16 protein-coding genes and 2 pseudogenes are annotated in these 16,869 nt (G+C 58.0%); all 18 read right to left on the bottom strand.

From position 1 onward, the window contains the following. Nucleotides 1-42 precede the first annotated feature (42 nt). The 18 genes and pseudogenes from FZ025_RS00420 to FZ025_RS00505 all read right to left on the bottom strand — a co-directional run bounded on the left by FZ025_RS00420 (nucleotide 43) and on the right by FZ025_RS00505 (nucleotide 16,853). Nucleotides 43-2,634 carry a glycoside hydrolase family 3 protein gene (locus tag FZ025_RS00420; RefSeq protein ID WP_104558326.1) on the bottom strand — a complete coding sequence of 864 codons (2,592 nt, stop codon included), beginning with the start codon at nucleotides 2,632-2,634 and terminating at the stop codon, nucleotides 43-45. Between the two features lie 535 nt (nucleotides 2,635-3,169). Continuing rightward, on the bottom strand, nucleotides 3,170-3,511 hold the full coding sequence (locus tag FZ025_RS00425; RefSeq protein WP_146093522.1) for a hypothetical protein: 342 nt from the start codon (nucleotides 3,509-3,511) through the stop codon (nucleotides 3,170-3,172). A gap of 39 nt (nucleotides 3,512-3,550) precedes the next feature. Then, the gene (locus FZ025_RS22125; RefSeq protein WP_244292427.1) at nucleotides 3,551-4,849 is read right to left on the bottom strand and encodes a peptidoglycan-binding domain-containing protein; all 1,299 of its coding nucleotides are present in this window, start codon (nucleotides 4,847-4,849) and stop codon (nucleotides 3,551-3,553) included. A gap of 43 nt (nucleotides 4,850-4,892) precedes the next feature. After that, entirely contained in the window at nucleotides 4,893-5,513 is a 621-nt protein-coding gene (locus FZ025_RS00435; RefSeq protein ID WP_146093523.1) for a hypothetical protein, read from the bottom strand. Continuing rightward, the gene (locus FZ025_RS00440; RefSeq protein ID WP_104558341.1) at nucleotides 5,470-5,967 is read right to left on the bottom strand and encodes a DUF4189 domain-containing protein; all 498 of its coding nucleotides are present in this window, start codon (nucleotides 5,965-5,967) and stop codon (nucleotides 5,470-5,472) included. The genes FZ025_RS00435 and FZ025_RS00440 overlap by 44 nt, the downstream gene beginning before the upstream one ends. Before the next feature lie 7 nt (nucleotides 5,968-5,974). Further along, nucleotides 5,975-6,901, bottom strand: a complete 927-nt coding sequence (locus FZ025_RS00445; protein ID WP_386269909.1) for a type IV secretion system protein — start codon at nucleotides 6,899-6,901, stop codon at nucleotides 5,975-5,977. Continuing rightward, nucleotides 6,874-8,070 (bottom strand): annotated as a pseudogene (locus FZ025_RS00450) (VgrG-related protein); the annotation flags it as partial. The gene FZ025_RS00445 and the pseudogene FZ025_RS00450, both read right to left, overlap by 28 nt. A gap of 49 nt (nucleotides 8,071-8,119) precedes the next feature. Further along, entirely contained in the window at nucleotides 8,120-8,725 is a 606-nt protein-coding gene (locus FZ025_RS00455; protein ID WP_244292428.1) for a lysozyme inhibitor LprI family protein, read from the bottom strand. Between the two features lie 8 nt (nucleotides 8,726-8,733). Further along, a complete protein-coding gene (locus FZ025_RS00460; RefSeq protein ID WP_104559056.1) occupies nucleotides 8,734-9,225 on the bottom strand; it encodes a DUF4189 domain-containing protein in 492 nt (163 codons plus the stop codon). Nucleotides 9,226-9,227: 2 nt separating this feature from the next. Next, nucleotides 9,228-9,650 (bottom strand): hypothetical protein, encoded by a 423-nt coding sequence (locus FZ025_RS00465; protein WP_341873198.1) that lies wholly within the window; start codon nucleotides 9,648-9,650, stop codon nucleotides 9,228-9,230. A 127-nt stretch (nucleotides 9,651-9,777) separates the two neighbouring features. Continuing rightward, a pseudogene (locus FZ025_RS00470) lies at nucleotides 9,778-9,951 on the bottom strand (IS1595 family transposase); the annotation flags it as partial. Between the two features lie 36 nt (nucleotides 9,952-9,987). Then, nucleotides 9,988-10,482, bottom strand: coding sequence for a DUF4189 domain-containing protein (locus FZ025_RS00475; RefSeq protein WP_104559055.1), 495 nt, complete (start codon nucleotides 10,480-10,482; stop codon nucleotides 9,988-9,990). A gap of 6 nt (nucleotides 10,483-10,488) precedes the next feature. Continuing rightward, nucleotides 10,489-11,583, bottom strand: a complete 1,095-nt coding sequence (locus FZ025_RS00480) for a TrbL/VirB6 family protein (protein ID WP_158185503.1) — start codon at nucleotides 11,581-11,583, stop codon at nucleotides 10,489-10,491. Between the two features lie 84 nt (nucleotides 11,584-11,667). Then, entirely contained in the window at nucleotides 11,668-12,447 is a 780-nt protein-coding gene (locus FZ025_RS00485) for a hypothetical protein (RefSeq protein ID WP_053057338.1), read from the bottom strand. Between the two features lie 71 nt (nucleotides 12,448-12,518). After that, nucleotides 12,519-14,990, bottom strand: a complete 2,472-nt coding sequence (locus tag FZ025_RS00490) for a VirB4 family type IV secretion/conjugal transfer ATPase (protein ID WP_046980757.1) — start codon at nucleotides 14,988-14,990, stop codon at nucleotides 12,519-12,521. Nucleotides 14,991-15,174: 184 nt separating this feature from the next. Further along, nucleotides 15,175-15,486, bottom strand: coding sequence for a VirB3 family type IV secretion system protein (locus FZ025_RS00495; protein ID WP_046980758.1), 312 nt, complete (start codon nucleotides 15,484-15,486; stop codon nucleotides 15,175-15,177). Continuing rightward, the gene (locus tag FZ025_RS00500; protein ID WP_046980759.1) at nucleotides 15,479-15,892 is read right to left on the bottom strand and encodes a TrbC/VirB2 family protein; all 414 of its coding nucleotides are present in this window, start codon (nucleotides 15,890-15,892) and stop codon (nucleotides 15,479-15,481) included. Before FZ025_RS00500 ends, FZ025_RS00495 begins: the two co-directional genes overlap by 8 nt. Nucleotides 15,893-15,962: 70 nt before the next feature. Next, nucleotides 15,963-16,853 carry a lytic transglycosylase domain-containing protein gene (locus tag FZ025_RS00505; protein ID WP_046980760.1) on the bottom strand — a complete coding sequence of 297 codons (891 nt, stop codon included), beginning with the start codon at nucleotides 16,851-16,853 and terminating at the stop codon, nucleotides 15,963-15,965. Nucleotides 16,854-16,869 lie beyond the last annotated feature (16 nt).

A 16,869-nucleotide genomic window follows, 5' to 3' on the forward strand; every position in this document is an offset into this window, starting at 1 on the left:
CCGAGCGCAGCCGCGGGCGGTAACGCATCCTTGGCAAGCCGCTCAGCGCACCGCGCAATCGACCACGCTCTGCGCGTCGTTGCTGGCGCCCAGCGCGATCCGCGACAGCGCCAGGTCCAGCGTGCCGTCGCTCTCGATCACCGGCAGCCGCTCCAGCCTGGACACATCGGCGCCGGCGACGCTGAAGCACTTCAACGGCACCCCCAGCGTGCGCCATTCGCCCTTGGGCAGCGCCGCCAAGGCCTTGCCCAGATCGACCTGCGCCGCCGTACAGCCATTACCGCAGGCCACGCCGATGCGGGTCGTGCCGCTCGGCGCCGCATCCACCTTCAAGGTCAGGATCAGCTGCACGTCGCCGTTGCTCTCGCGCGACACGTCCAGCGGCCTGGGCAGCACCAGCGCCATGCCCGCCTTGCCCTTGCCCGACCACTGCAGGCGGCGCGCATCCTCCTGCGCCTTGTGGTCGATCGCGGTGAGCTTGAGCGACCCGTCGGCCAACGCCGCCGGCGGCGTCACCGCCGGCAGATTGGCCTGGCTGGCGCCCTGCAGGACCATGTTGATGCCCGCCGCGGGCCTGCCGCGTTCGAAATACACCCCGCCCACCGCCTGCGCGCCGGACACGCCGGAGACTTCGGACAACCGGGTCAGATCGCCCTTGTCGGCGTAGCGCAGGCCATCGCCGAACGCGAACTGCGGGTTGTAGTTCTTCTGCCCGACGTTGTTGGCGTACTGGGTGGCGGTGCGCGGCCAGGAGAAGCTGAGCTTGCCGTGGAAATCGTACTGGATGCCGCCATCGGGCTTGCGCAGCAGCACGTCGGCGATACCGCCGCCTTCCGAACCTGGCAGCCACGCGGCGACGAAGGCGTCGGCGGCGTTGATCTCGCGATTCACCCACAGCGGACGCCCGCTCAGGAACACCGCCACCACCGGAATGCCCTCGGCCTTGAGCTTCTTGATCAGCTGCAGGTCGCTGTCGTCGCCCGGCTTGTACAGCAGCGTGGCGATGTCGCCCTGGAACTCGGCGTAGGGGTTCTCGCCGAACACCACCACCGCCACGTCCGGTTTGTCCTGGTACTTGCCGTCGATCGCCAGCTCGGCGCTGCCGCCGGCGGCCTTGACCTGCGCCTGCAGGCCTTCCCAGATCGTATTGCCGTTCGGGTAGTCGGCGCGCTTGGTACCGGTGCCCTGCCAATTCAACGTCCAGCCGCCGGACTGCTTGCCCATGTCGTTGGCGCCGTCGCCAGCGACCAGCAACTTGCTCTGCGGCTTCAGCGGCAGCAGCTGCTTCTGGTTCTTCAGCAGCACCAGCGACTCGCGCACCGCCTGCCGCGCGACCGCGCGATGCTCGGGCGCGCCGAGCAGCTCGAACTTGCCGCCGAGCGGACGCTGCGACGGCTTGCCGGCCTCGAACAGGCCCAGCCGCAGCTTCACCCGCAGGATGCGCCGTACCGCATCATCGAGCCGCGTCATCGGGATCTCGCCCGACTTGACCGCCTGCAATGCGCTCTCGTAATAGCCCTTCCAGCTGTCCGGCGCCATCAGCATGTCCACGCCGGCATTGAACGCGGCCGGACAGTCGTCGTTGCGGCACCCGGGCACCTGGCCATGGCCGTTCCAGTCGCCGACCACGAAGCCGCCGAAATGCATCTGCCCCTTCAGCACGTCGGTCAGCATCGGCGTGTTGCCGTGCATCTTGACCCCGTTGAAGCTGTTGAACGAGGCCATCACCGTCTGCGCACCGGCGGCGATCGCCGGGGGATAGCCGGCGCCATGGATGTCGCGCAGCTGCTGCTCGCTGACCCGGGTATCGCCCTGGTCCTTGCCGTCGGTGGTGCCGCCGTCGCCGAGGAAATGCTTGACCGAGGCGATCACGTGCGCGCCGTCGAGGAAGCCGGGCTGCCCGGGCACGCCCTGCAGGCCTTCGACCACCTTGCCGGCGAAGCTGGCGACCACCTCGGGCGATTCGGAATAGCCCTCGTAGGTACGGCCCCAGCGATCGTCCTGCGGCACCGCCACGGTCGGCGCGAAGGTCCACTCCATGCCGGTGGTGCGGGTCTCGGCCGCGGTCACCGCGCCGATCTTGCGCATCAGCTCCGGGTCGCGCGTGGCGCCCAGGCCGATGTTGTGCGGGAACAGCGTGGCGCCGACGATGTTGCTCTGCCCGTGCACCGCATCGATGCCGAAGATGATCGGGATCGCCAGGCCGCCGTTGCCCTTGTCCATCGACGCCGCGTAGTAGGCGTCGGCCAGCTTCAGCCACTGCGCCGGACTGGCGTCGTACTTGCCGCCGGGATCGGAATTGCCGCCGGCCAGCACCGAGCCGATGTGGTACTTGCGCACCTCGTCCGGGGTCATGCTGGCGATGTCGCCCTGCACGATCTGCCCGACCTTCTGCTCCACCGTCATCTGCGCCATCAACTTGGAAATGCGCGCTTCCAGCGCCGCATCGGCGGCCAGCGGCCAGGCCGGCGACGGCCACAGCTGTGGATGGACCGGCGGCGGCACGGCGGACACGGCGGCGGCCGGCGCCGAGTGGCCGGGGCCGGCCGCAGCCAGGGCCAGCAGGCCCAGCGCGGCGGCCGGGGCCAGCGCATTGCGAATCGGCGCGGACACGCCAGCGGACTGTTTTTGCAAGATCTTCCCTCCCAGGAACGATGAGCGCGGCGCCCGCCGCGCCGCGGCCGGAGCGGTCCGGCACGCGATCAGGCGCTTACGCTTTCGTAATCTGCGAACGGTGTCAACCAAGGCCGGGTGTATGCCGTGAGCGCAATGGCATATCGGATTGCGCTATAGCGGTGGAATACCTTCTGTGTAGCGATTCCTGTACCGGAGCGCCCATATGGAGCCGTGCTCATGCCTATCCAGCATGGTGAAATTGCTGCAGCACAGCATCGACAGGACCACGCACTGCGCAAATCCTCTGTTCTGAGCATACTGATCGTGCCCCGAGTTCGCGTGCCCCCGATCGCGAACTCGCGCGATTGCCCGATCACTATCGGGTAACCCTTCAACAGCACCCATAGCGTCAGCGCGCTCATCGCCGTCAGCGTCACCCACCACGACATCCGGATCAGCAGCGATCATAGAGGATCGCAGAGTTATGCGACTCGCTGGCGCCGATCCGGGATCAGCATGGCCAGTGCCGCGCCATCGGCGTCGCCACCGACGCTCAATGCGCCGTCGGCGACATGTTGGCGGGCTTTGGTCCCGTCCAACTGCCTGATTTCAGCGCACGCGGACACACCCGCTGGTATTGCCCCAACGAATCGTAATCCTGTGGCGTCCAGGGCTTGCCATAGGGATCAACCGGCTGGCAATACGGCATCGTCATGTAGTTGCCCGTGTAGGGCGGCAACGGCATCCAGCACTTATCCGGATTTTTCTGGCCCTCGGTGCAAAATACGAACGGATCATTATCTCGATACCGCAGAGTTTCCTGCGGCGCATTAACCGACTGCGCCAGTGCGTTACCAGCCAAACAGAACGACACGCAAAGCAGCAACTGTTTCATTCGACCCACTCCCTTGGAACCCATTTATCCCGCCAGCGCCTAACGCGACATCGCGACCGGCTCTCTCGACTCGACCTGCTGTGTCTGCGCCTGTCGCTGCACTTCCTCGGTCATCTGCCGCGTACTCTCTTGCAACGACTGTACCTGCGCCTGCTCGCGATCCACGTACACCCGGCGCATCGCCGGATCGTTCAATTCGCCCTGCACTCCGATCAGGCCGCGGCCGTCCTTGCTCGGCACCACATGGTCTATCCGCTCAAGACCGCTGACCTTGGCCTCGAACGCCATCTGCCCAGCGGCCTGCTCCAAGGCCTGGCGGTTGGCGAAGCCAGCGCGCTCGCCGAGCTTTTCCAGTTCGCGCACCGAACCAGAGTACAAGGCATGCTGCGGGTGGCTTGGATCAGATAGCAACGGAGCAGCAACAGCTTGTTGAGCAGGCACTGCCTGTGCAGGAGCATGCTGCGCTACTGCTCGATCAAGCGCCGCGCGGGTATTGCGGCCGACAACGCCGTCCACCTGCAAACCATGTTCGCGCTGGAACTGCTCCACTGCATGGCGCGTGTTAGGGCCGAAGTCGCCGTCTGGATGCAGGGGTTTGCCGTCGCGACCGGTCAGGCAGAGCTGCGTTAGCTGGCCCTGCATCTGCTTGACGGCGTCGCCGTGTTCGCCTTGTTCAAGCTTGCCATCGGCCATCGGTTCAGCACGTTGGGAATGGGATGGTGCCGACAACTGTTGCGCAGGCTGGGAGTTGATCTGCTGCCACGCAGCATCCGGCGATAGACCGCTTTCGATCGCTTTCGCGTATGACTGCCGCATCGCGTTCAGCGCCTGGGCCGTCTCCGCCGCGTTGATAGATGCATGATTTGCACCACCTGACTTGTCATAATAGCTTTTCCCGGTATCGGGATTAGCAACACTTGCCCATTCTTGAGACAGCGCTTTCTGAGCAGCCTGCAAACTGGAGCCATCGGCCCCAACAATATAGTTGCGAACATCCGGACGCTTATCGGAGATGAGATAATCCGAGAATACTTTATCTTGCATCTCATTAGAAAACGTCTCAGAACGATCCAGCTCAAGTGAGCTGGCTGCTCTGGCCATCGTCGCAGGGATGACTTGATAACGGCCTACAGCAAACAATCGTTGTGCATCGCCATTAGGTAGAGACTGTGCCTCCATGACCTGCCCCAAAGTCATGCTCGAAAAGTCCAAAGGCCCATCACTTCCGCGGACATGTTCCCGACTATCACTCCCTACATATGTCCCACGATTGTAGGCATTGTAGTTAGTGCGCCCCGACTCGCCACGCTGAATCAAATCAGCCAAAGGACTATTCATAACACCTCCTGTGATAGTGCATCAAACGACAGCAACAGACGATTTATTTCTTCGATTTCGCATCCCACCAAGATACACGCAAACCCGATTCTTCACTTTCGACCTTGGCATCTTTAATATCGCCATAAGTAGCGACAGTCAATACTTGCCGCCCCCCAGCATCAGAAAACTCCATCAGACAATGGCCATCACCACTGCATTCACTGAGCTCAGGGAGATCATCGCACTCCTTGCAGAGATTCGGATCTGAAGAACAAACCTTGTCAAAATCAGCGCCTATGACGCTACGCTTGCAATCAGGATGCGACTTTGGCACCCAATTTCCAGATATCAATATACTACGCAAATCGCCGTAGGCCATCCCCTCTTTTAAACCAACAGGAACCACCGCGGCAACAGAATCCTTTGAGCTATCAGGTAGAGTAGCTGGCTCCTTAGATTGAATCTTATTTGATGCAGCAATTTCACCCTTCTGGATTTCAACGGGCACCGATTCCACTTGCGAAACACATCCCACAAGTAAAAAAGAGCTGCAAAAGAGTGGCAACACAACAAGAGAAACTATTTTCATACATCTCACCAAAAATAATAAATAAAAATCACCCACAATCTGATATAACCTAGAATTTTCTAAAAAAAGGATCGGTACAATCAGAAAATTCAACAGTGCATTGCGAATTACCTCTTTTCTGACAATCCATCAATGCAGCCTTTCCGGCAATAGACTCATCCTTTGCTTTAGCAATGGAAAGCTCACGCTGAAATGAGCTTACAACAGCCACACATTGATTAAAATAAGTTGCATCCACAGTACAGTCGGATAAGCCAGTTGAATGGCATCTACCTAAAGCATCCTGCCTGGCTTCATCCTCGGTAAATTTCCCTTTGGATGTCCATGCTCCGTGGCCTTGATTAGAGCTAACTAATGCACCCCATGTTTTAATCCACTCCCCAGTGGGACGCGGAGGTGCAGAACCCTCCTCATCTGGGAGGCATTGCGCGCTTCCCGTCTGAACTCCAACTGGGCAGCGAGTCTGCCCAGACACGTCTGATAAAGAAAAGCACGCCATGACAGAAATAGAAATAGAAATAGAAATATAAGATATTTTTTTATTCATAAAAAACCTAAACATTATTCCCATGGGCACCACGACTACCAGGCAGAGCAACTTGGTTCTGGCCGTCGACCCCTCTGTTCGCATTTGCGTATTTACCCATGTCTGAATTACTCGTGTTATCCATGCCCGTTTGCTCAACCCTTCCCGGCGCCTGCGGCGCATAAGGCTGCCCCGACGCCGGATCCTTGCCCACCTGGCCAAACGCCGAATACGCGTTGAACTGCCCCAGCGTGCCCTGAAAGAACGCCGCCGCCATCGGCGGCGCTGTCAGGATCAGCGTACTCAACACCAAGCCGATCCCTCCCTGCTGCAACGCCATGCTGCTCACACCCTCGCCCGTGCCGTTGGACACCACCCACCTCGCCAAAAAACCCGCCGCCACCGCACTGACCACCTTCGTCGCCAGGCTCACCGTGAAACTCAGCACCGCCAACGAAAACATCGTCCCAATCCCGTACAACAGCCACTTCTGGAACAACGACTTCGTCGCATCAAATAGCAGGCACAGGATGAACAGCGGCCCAAACCCGATGAACAACGCCATCGCCAGCTTGTTCAGCAATAGCAGCGAACCACCGATCACCCCTGGTCCTGCCATCCCGATCCCCGTGAACAACCGCGCCCGGTCCTTCTCCTTCGCCCGCTCCGGGTCCCCCGCCGTATTGATCTGGTCGATGCTGGTCATCGCCACCTGCATCAGCGCAAGGTTCTTGTCGATCTCCTTGTACGGACTGTCCGAGTTCCCCGTCACCGTCTTCACGATCGCGCTGCTCAACCCAAATGCGACATCGCGACCGGCTCTCTCGACTCGACCTGCTGTGTCTGCGCCTGTCGCTGCACTTCCTCGGTCATCTGCCGCGTACTCTCTTGCAACGACTGTACCTGCGCCTGCTCGCGATCCACGTACACCCGGCGCATCGCCGGATCGTTCAATTCGCCCTGCACTCCGATCAGGCCGCAGCCGTCCTTGCTCGGCACCACATGGTCTATCCGCTCAAGACCGCTGACCTTGGCCTCGAACGCCATCTGCCCAGCGGCCTGCTCCAAGGCCTGGCGGTTGGCGAAGCCAGCGCGCTCCTCGCCCAACCCTTCCAGCTGGCGCACGGCGCCTGTGTACAGCGCGTGCTGCGGATGGCCGGGATCGGACAGCAATGGCGCTGCAGCCGCGGCCTGATGCGTTGCGGCTTGCTGCGCCGGAGCATGCTGCGCCACTGCTCGATCAAGCGCCGCGCGGGTATTACGGCCGACAACGCCGTCCACCTGCAAACCATGTTCGCGTTGGAACTGCTCCACTGCATGGCGTGTGTTAGGGCCGAAGTCGCCGTCTGGATGCAGGGGCATGCCATCGCGACCGGTCAGGCCGAGTTGCGTTAGCTGGCCCTGCATCTGCTTGACGGCTTCGCCGTGTTCGCCGGATACAAGTCGGCCATCCGATAGTGGATCACGCGCAGCATTGGCATGTCCGTGTCGTACAGCAGGAAGCCGACCCTCGGCAAGTTCGGTCAAATCTTGCTTTTCGTTGAGAGCACGCTCACGAAGTGAGTCCCATTGTGTTGGTGAGCTTTTGAATAGACGATCAGTATGGGAATACTTATAATCCTGCACCGCCTCAACTATTTGCCGATCAGATAAAGCCGAAATTTGGTAGCTGTCTCCGAACTTTTCCGAGAGTCCACGCTGGAATATTCCAGGGGTCAAATCTCGGAACTGTACAGACGTACTCCATAGTGCATCTTGAACTGCTGGGCCGCGATCATGTAGATCTATTCCTGCTGCAGCAAGTCGTGATACCTGGGGATCATAATGCGTTCGACGGATGAAATCGTGCTGATCCTGACCGAAACTAGGATCGCCATTTGCCAACTGGCGCCACCGAGCGTTGAAAGCCTCACTATTTGGGGACAAGCCCGCAAGCTGCGAACTATAGCGCGAGCTGTCCAAATACTCTACCAATGTCCCTTGGGAGGTGGAGAGCTGATATGTCCCGTAAGAGACTCCTCCATGATCGCCTCTGCCACTCGAAATAGTACCTGCCCCTCGACCACCACTCTCGTAACGAGATGACGTCATTCCGAGGCTCCATCCATCCACTGTCGTCGACATGGCTTTCAACTCCTTGTAAATTATTTTGGAAGACTATATCTACGCCAAGCTATAAAGCACCAGCCTCCAACTCATCACCACGTTTCACCGTCACGTTCAAATGACAGCTACTTCGCTCAAGCGCTTCAGCCTGGCCACCACCAAGGCTCCCGCCGAGATTACACAGCTTATCGCGTGACTTGATCCATTTTCGTTGCTTTTCTCGCAAACCAGACTGCTGCGACTTAGCGAGATCCAACATGCGCTCATTATATAACTTATTCAAACGTGCATCTTGATAGCGATATTCTTCAGCATTGCAATCAAGTAGGGCTGGGGTGACACCAGCGGAGTTTTTAACACAATCCTTGTAGGAAGATCGCAAACGAACTTGCGATGCCAGATCGGCACGCTTTTGTTGAGCGGGTTCGTCTAGTGCTTTCTCGAGCAGTTGATCGTTCTCATGCGCGGCTTGGGCTTGCTTTTGCGCCGAACTAGATGAGAGACCAGAAGTCAATTTTCCTGGTGAACTAGCTCCACGAGTGTCAGCATCGTTTCTTTCATCCATATTTTCCTGAGCATGCAGGTCCATCCTGCCACACGCAGCCGAAGAAATAGCTATAAGAAGAACAAGCACTTTCTCCAAACTTGAGTTAATCCACATATCAGTCACCACATCAGAGATTAGTATTTTCTAAAAATTGGATCAGTGCACTCCGTAAACTTAACTGAGCATATTGACTTGGATCTTTTTTCACAATCAGATAACGCTCTTTTTCCTGCAATGCCTTCATCCTTCCCCGTATTAAAATCGACTCCAAGCTCATTAGACGCGGCAGCGGCAATACACTGATTGAAATATGTTGCATCTACAGAGCAATCTGAGACACCAGTTGAATAACATCTATTCAAAGCATCTTGACGAGCTTCATTCTCAGTAAATTTTCCTTTAGATGACCAGGCCCCGCCCGCTTTATTAGAGCTTACTAATGCACCCCATGTCTTAATCCATTCCCCAGTGGGGCGAGGGGGCGCTGCCCCGTCTTCGTCAGGGAGACACTGTGCACTTCCCACCTGGCCTCCAACTGGGCAACGCGTTTGCGCAAATGAACTTAAGGGGGAAAAATATAGTAGAAAAATCAAAAAAAATAATGGCTCAATAGCTTTCTTATTCATAATTACGAAACCCTACTGTCATGGGCGCCACGACTTCCAGGAGCCGCGATTTGAGTCTGCCCGCCAACATCTTTATTTACATTTACATAATTATTCCCACCAGTGCTATTTGCATTGGTGTGGTTCGCACCTTCCACCCTCACCGGCGCCTGCGGCGCATAAGGCTGCCCCGACGCCGGATCCTTGCCCACCTGGCCAAACGCCGAATACGCGTTGAACTGCCCCAGCGTGCCCTGAAAGAACGCCGCCGCCATCGGCGGCGCTGTCAGGATCAGCGTACTCAACACCAAGCCGATCCCTCCCTGCTGCAACGCCATGCTGCTCACACCCTCGCCCGTGCCGTTGGACACCACCCACCTCGCCAAAAAACCCGCCGCCACCGCACTGACCACCTTCGTCGCCAGGCTCACCGTGAAACTCAGCACCACAGCCTCAGCTCGCTCATCGCCGTCAACGTCACCTATTACGACATCTGGATCGGCGACTCGGCCTTCAGTCCGAAATCAACTACGACAAGCGAAATTCAATATTTCTCCTGATTAGCCCTGACTCTCAGCTGTGGAAATTGCTCGCCGCACGCAGAACCGGCTCTGGACAGGGTTTGCATCGCATCATCGCCGTGGCGAGTCGTGGCAGCATCTCGCGCAGGCAGAATCGGCGATTGAAACGGTAGGCCGCCTCGGCCAGATAACGTCTTGCGTAGTTGCCTTGCGCGATGGCGTGATAAGCGCAGATCCTGCGACTGCTGGCTGAAGGTCAGGGCTAATCAGAATATTTCTTAAAAAATGGATTGGTACATTCCGCAAATAAAACCGAGCACTGCAAACCGACTCTTTTTTTACAATCATCCAATGCACGCTTACTAGCAATCGCCTCATCCTTCCCGGTAGAACTATTTCCGCTACCGCCACCAATAGGAACTACGATAGCCAAGCATTGATTGAAATAGGTAGCTTGCACTGAGCAATCATTCGCCCCAGATGAATAACACTTATTTAATGCATCATTCCGCGCATCTTCTTCGCTAAATTTACCAACGGAACTCCACCCTTCATTTACTTTAACAGAATTAACTACCGCACCCCATGTCTTAATCCACTCCCCTGTTGCGCGGGGAGGTGCAGAACCCTCGTCATCGGGAATGCAATGCGCACTTCCCGCCGGGGTTCCAACCGCACAGCGAGTCTGCCCAAATATATTTGAGGAAAAAAAATATGCAGAAATCGCAAAAATAATATAAGAAATCTTATTAATCATAAAATTTTAGGCCTTATTTCCATGTGCGCCACGACTTCCTGCTTGAGCTATCTGATCTTGACTTTCAGCACCTTTATTCATATGCATCTGACTGTTAAATGTATTTAGATTCGATTTTGCCTGATCAGTTCTCACCGGCGCCTGCGGCGCATAAGGCTGCCCCGACGCCGGATCCTTGCCCACCTGGCCAAACGCCGAATACGCGTTGAACTGCCCCAGCGTGCCCTGAAAGAACGCCGCCGCCATCGGCGGCGCTGTCAGGATCAGCGTACTCAACACCAAGCCGATCCCTCCCTGCTGCAACGCCATGCTGCTCACACCCTCGCCCGTGCCGTTGGACACCACCCACCTCGCCAAAAAACCCGCCGCCACCGCACTGACCACCTTCGTCGCCAGGCTCACCGTGAAACTCAGCACCGCCAACGAAAACATCGTCCCAATCCCGTACAACAGCCACTTCTGGAACAACGACTTCGTCGCATCAAATAGCAGGCACAGGATGAACAGCGGCCCAAACCCGATGAACAACGCCATCGCCAGCTTGTTCAGCAATAGCAGCGAACCACCGATCACCCCTGGTCCTGCCATCCCGATCCCCGTGAACAACCGCGCCCGGTCCTTCTCCTTCGCCCGCTCCGGGTCCCCCGCCGTATTGATCTGGTCGATGCTGGTCATCGCCACCTGCATCAGCGCAAGGTTCTTGTCGATCTCCTTGTACGGACTGTCCGAGTTCCCCGTCACCGTCTTCACGATCGCGCTGCTCAACCCATCGGTCAGCTTCCAGTACAGACCGCTCATCATGCTGTCGCCCTGGCTCGCCCCTGGCCTGGCCGCAGACACCATGCTCATCGCCACGCCAATGATCAGCAACGAACGCAGCGCCGTCACCACCAGATCCATCGCGAACTCGCGCGATTGCCCGGTCACTATCCGGTAACCCTTCAACAGCACCCATAGCGTCAGCGCGCTCATCGCCGTCAGCGTCACCCACCACGACATCCGGATCAGCAGCGACCATTGGAAATAGTCGATCTCGTCACGCAAGAAATCGTTGATCAGCGTGAAGAACGCGTAGTTGCCTAAATTCTGCAAAAAATCCATGACTGCTCCATAGCGCGAGGCGCTCATCGCTGAGCGTTATTCCTGCAAACCGGCCCCTTTCAAAAGGAACCGGCACAATACGAATTATTCATCGATGCTCAATCGCTTGAAATCGTCGGGACGCGACGACTTGAGGGCTTCCAACGATCCAGCCATCACCGCGCCGCCAACCAACTTGCTCGCGAAATCGCCCAACCCGGCAAACCCTTCGAACAAGCCACCGCCCCCGGTCGTCGTCGCCGACGGCGCCTTCTTGCCGTTCATCGCCGCCCAGGCTCCAGCCGACTGCACTTGGGTCAGGAATGCCAGACGCTTCTCGTAGGCGAACATGGCCGCCTCGGTCTGTTGGCGGTCGATGTCCATCAGGGTTTTCAGCGCGATCAGCTTGTTGGTGTTGTCTTCGAGCTTGCCGATCTGTTCTGGCTCGAGCTCGGTGCGCTCTTTTTCTATATCGCGCAATCGCTGCAGTCTCTTCTCCGTGATGTCGTACATCGCCACCATGTAGTTGTACTGCGAGTTGCGTGTGCGCTGGATGAGTTCGCAGGTCTGCTGTTGTTCGCTGGAAACAGACGTGCCCGACGTGGTGCTCGCACAATCGGAAACACCATAGTTGTCGTCGACCTTTACGAGCTTCTCTTTCGGCTTCTCGCCCTCTTCGCCGCTCGGTTTTTCGCCCGTGCTATTGCCAATCTGGTGATCGGCACGGACCTTGTCGAGCTTTCCATCCAACGTATTGGTATTTGCCTTGTTTTCCTTAATCTGACCATTGTCGATCACCTCCCACTGCGCAAGCGCAGTGACAGGCGCCAGCGCACACAGCGCGACCAAAGCAAAGACGATGCCGAACCGATTGAAAGATTTCATAGTCCTGTCCATAAACACCTCAACACTGAACTTTCAGGAAAACATAGTGATCACGATCCAAACGGGCGCCGTCAGACGACTGTCGCAGCACCGCGGCTATCCGAAGACGACGCCTTCCCGGATGCCGATTTTCCGGAACCCTTGCGCTTGGCATAAAATTCGCTGAGCCATTGCTCGGGCCTTAGATCATCGGGCACCACGCCATGCGCCTTGGCTGTTTGCTCGAGCACCTGGTGCATGATCTCGATGTTGTCGGTGGACGCCGAAATGACGGCCAGCGCATCGTCCATACCGCGCAGATTGAGCTGGCAGATGGACGAGCCGTGGCCCTGCTTGACCAGGAAACAGCGCGAGCGCTCGTCCAGGTTGACGACCACCTGGTACTCGGCCTCGGTCAGCTTGAGGCCCTCCATGTAGTCTTCCTTGCTCGCGTTCGGATTCGGCAGCAGGATCATCGTGGCGGTCTGCTCGACCAGCGCCGCCGAAATGTCGCTGGCCAGCGCGTCTTCCGGGCTTTGCGTAGCGAAGATACCCAGGCCGTTCTGCTTACGAATGGTCTTCTGCTTGTTCTTGGCGAACTCCTTGAGGCCGCCTTTGCCGTCCAGGATCTTCCAGAACTCGTCCATCACGTAGATCAGCGGACGCCCGTCGATCAAGGCCTCCAGCCGGTGCAACAGGTAGTTGATCACCGGTACGCGCACTTCCGGATTGTCGATGACGTCGGTGTAGTCGAAGCCGATGATGCTGGCCTTCTCCAGATTGATGGTATCCACCGGGTTGTCGAATACCCAACCGTGAGAATTGCCCGCAGTCCACTTGCGCATGCGCGCATACAGGCCGTCGTCGCCCATGTTGGGCAGGCTCTTGCGGTAGTTGGTCATGCTGCGCAAGTGCATCGGCGTATCCAGCATGCCTTCCACGCCGCGGAAGATGTCTTCCTCTTCGCGCGAGGTGTACTCGATCTTGCCCGCCAGGACCTTGATCAGGTCGGCCAGGAACTGCACGTTGGCCTCGCTGCGCTCGCACTGGAACGGGTTGAAACCGGTGGGGCGGCCGTTCTCCAGGGCCAGATAGTTGCCGCCGCAGGCGCGCACGAAGATTTCTGCGCCGTGGTCCTTGTCGAAGAAGAAGATGGTCGGGATCGGGTCGAACTTCTGCACCTGGCTGAGCAGGAAGTTGATCAGTGCGGTCTTGCCCGTCCCCGACTTGCCGATGACCATGGTATTGGCGATGGCTTTTTCGCCCAGCGAATTCTCCGCCGGGTGCGTGGCGTGGAAATTGAAATAGTACGGTTGGCCGTTGGTCGTCTGCAGCGTGGTGACGCACTCGCCCCAGGGATTGTTGTCGCGCTTGCCCTGGGCGAAATTGTGCAGCGGGGACAGGCCAAGGAAATTCAGCGAACTGACGTTGGCCAGACGCGTGCGGTACTTCCAGTTGCCCGGAAGCTGCGCGTAGAAGGACGACGCGATGGCCAGATCCTCCTTGGTGGAGACGAACCCGGCATTGGATAACTCGGCACGGGTGGTCGCGATCTGCTGCGACAGTTTTTCCTGGGTGTCGGCATAGACGGCGATGGTGAAATGGTATTCGCCCAGCACGAAGTTGCCCGACGACAGCTGGTCCATCGCCAGGTCCAGTTCGTGGATCTGGCTGACCGCCTTGTCGCCCGACGAGATCATCATGCCCTTGGTCCGATCCAGCACCTTCAGCGCGTCGTGGCGCCCCATCGGGCTGAAGGAGTGGGTCGTCACATACTCGAAATCGAGGTATTTCAGGCCATTCAGGATGCCGGGATAGGTCGCGTCGGTATATTCCTTGATGTTCAAAATGGCGCCGAAATGATTTACGCCCTCAGGCGTCTTGATCACATAATCGCCGGTCTTGTTGGCGAACATGTGCTTGCTGACCGGAAGGTACGCGGGAACCGGCGCCTGCAGCACCGGCACCGGCTCGTCGATGCGATTGATGAGATAGCCGAAGAACTCAAGCGCTTCGGAGAACACGACGCCATTGCTGGCTTCGTACATGCTGAGCCGGTAAGGCGAATAGTCCTTCAACACGGCTTCGACGTTGCCGGCCAACTCCAGGATCTTGGCAATCGCCTGGTCTTGCTCGGTCTGCAGCTGCGCGATATTGGACGATTTGTCCATCAGCCGTTTGCCAGTGACCACAGGGCGATAGATCATGCTCAGATACAGTTCGTTTTGCATGATCTTCTGCGAGGAAAGCGCGCCGTAGTATTGTTCCGAAAGCTCCTGATTGAACTTCTGGCGGAACTGGCCCTTCGATTTGATGCGGCGGCGGCGGCGCACATCGTGCACCCAGAAGGCCACGTTGGCGAAGTCCGGCGCGCGCAATGTCTGCAGCATCCGGTTGAACGTGTTGTGGCGATGCTCGATCTCCCACTCCTCGCGGCCGACGAACGGCAGCCCTCCCAGATGCCAGGTCAACATGAAGTCTCCCCCCGTCGTCTTGAGCACCGAAGGCGCTACATGCGTGGAGATGGAGATGAATTCGCTGATCGACGTATCTGGAATGAACATGGTGGGATGACTCTGAATGCATCTCGTCTTGCCAAGGCCCGACTCAAACGAGACGGGAATAGTCGAACATTCACTCACTTATCGAGAAACGACCGCAACCGAGATAGCGCTGGAAAACTGAACAAGCCCATGCACGAAACAAACAGTTCGTGCATGGGGTCGAGGCAGCCACACCAGGTCCAGATTACGGCTTGGCCCCCGGCACATTCTTGCGGTATTCATTAGGAGAAAATACCCACATGCCGGAATAGCGCTGCAGGTTGCGCACGCGCATCCTGACCATCCAACGCAGTCCTAGCATCCTGAATATCATCTCGTCCCGCTTGGTCATCTGCTGCATGATGAAGATGATGATTGGAATGAGTAGCAGATACCAAAGATCTAAATACATTCCCATCAGCAAGCCGCCGCCTGCACCGATAAAAAAGGGAATGTAGGGCACTCCCAAGAACATGGCGGGACGCGTGCAGCCGCGGAAAAGCACGTTCTTATGCATAGTACTGAAGAGCGTTCTGAATCATGAGCGCACTAGTGGTGGTGGTCTTGATGCACGAAGTCTGACCGGTGTCGCCGATCAGCATGTTGGCCAGCTGCCCTGCCGCGCCGATCAACACGCCACCGATCAGGATCGGCGAAACCTCGGAGATGCGCTTATGCGCAAATGCGATCTGGTAACCGGCCACGACAACGGCGATGGTCACGACCGCGACCGAGCCCATGTTCAGGATATTGTTGACGTTGCTGAGGAAGCCGCAGACCTTCTTGTCGGCACCGGCGTAGCCGCCATCTGTTGCCATGGCGATATTGGCAGCCAACAGCGCCGTCACGAACAGGACGGATTTCAGCGCAGCCATGCCTGCAACCTTCGCGCCGACAGTCATTTCAATTTTCTTGGACTTCATGATGTATCTCCTGATTTGGAACAGAGGGGTAATCAAAACGCCATTTGCATGGCAGTGCTACTTCAACTGGCTAGAACACAAAAGCCCCGTCGCCAGGGGGTGGCGGCGGCACGTTCGAGCCAGGAACGGCCGTCCCTGCGATGGACTGGGGATTGATCGCAGGAGCGTGCGAAGCTGGATCGGCTCCGTCGCCGACAGGCACCGCCACTCCTTTGCCGGCGCCTGTCGGTCGTATTACATAGAGATCCGGATGATTGGCCGCGGCCACCCGCGCTGGCGCAGCAACACTGTCGCCAACTGCAGCGGGCTGCGCCTGCACTGCCGGAACGGCCGCCGCCTGGTAGAGCACGGACGGCTGCGGCTGCGCGGCAAGCCCGTTCGCCAGCTGATTGGCGGCCTCGATGCGCCGCGCCACCACCGAATCGAGTTCGCGCACCACCGCCGCTTTCGCGGTCTCGCCAGCAGTGCGGCGTACCCCGGATGAAACCAGCGGAATCGCTCCTGCAGGAATGTCGGCCTGCACCCGGCTCTGGTTGATGGACGCATAGACCTTCTGCACATAGCCATGCTTGTAGCCGGTCTCGAAATTGCCCGAGTAGTAGCAGCTGAAGGATTTCCCCCAATTGCCACCCGAACGGCTATAGCACTCTGCGAGGATCCTGGAGGCAGCCTGCAGGTTCGGGCAGGTCTTGAAAGCCTTCTCGTAGGAGTCGAGCCCGTACTTCACCAGGTTGTAGCGGTTGACCTGGCCCAGGCCCAGCGAGAAGTTGTAGCCTTTTTCTTCGAGCATGCGCGCCGTGGCGACGGCTTCGGAAATGTTCTGCGGTTGCCGCACCAGGCGGCCACCGACCACGCCGATCGCAAAGGGATTGTGCGACGACTCGACGCGCACGACGTGCTGCATCACTTCAGCCGAAACCGCCATTTCTGGGCAACTCAGTAGTTCCATGCCTGGCAACATGCCGTCATTACTCCTG

The sequence above is a fragment of the Xanthomonas hyacinthi genome (assembly GCF_009769165.1).
GTDB lineage: Bacteria > Pseudomonadota > Gammaproteobacteria > Xanthomonadales > Xanthomonadaceae > Xanthomonas_A > Xanthomonas_A hyacinthi.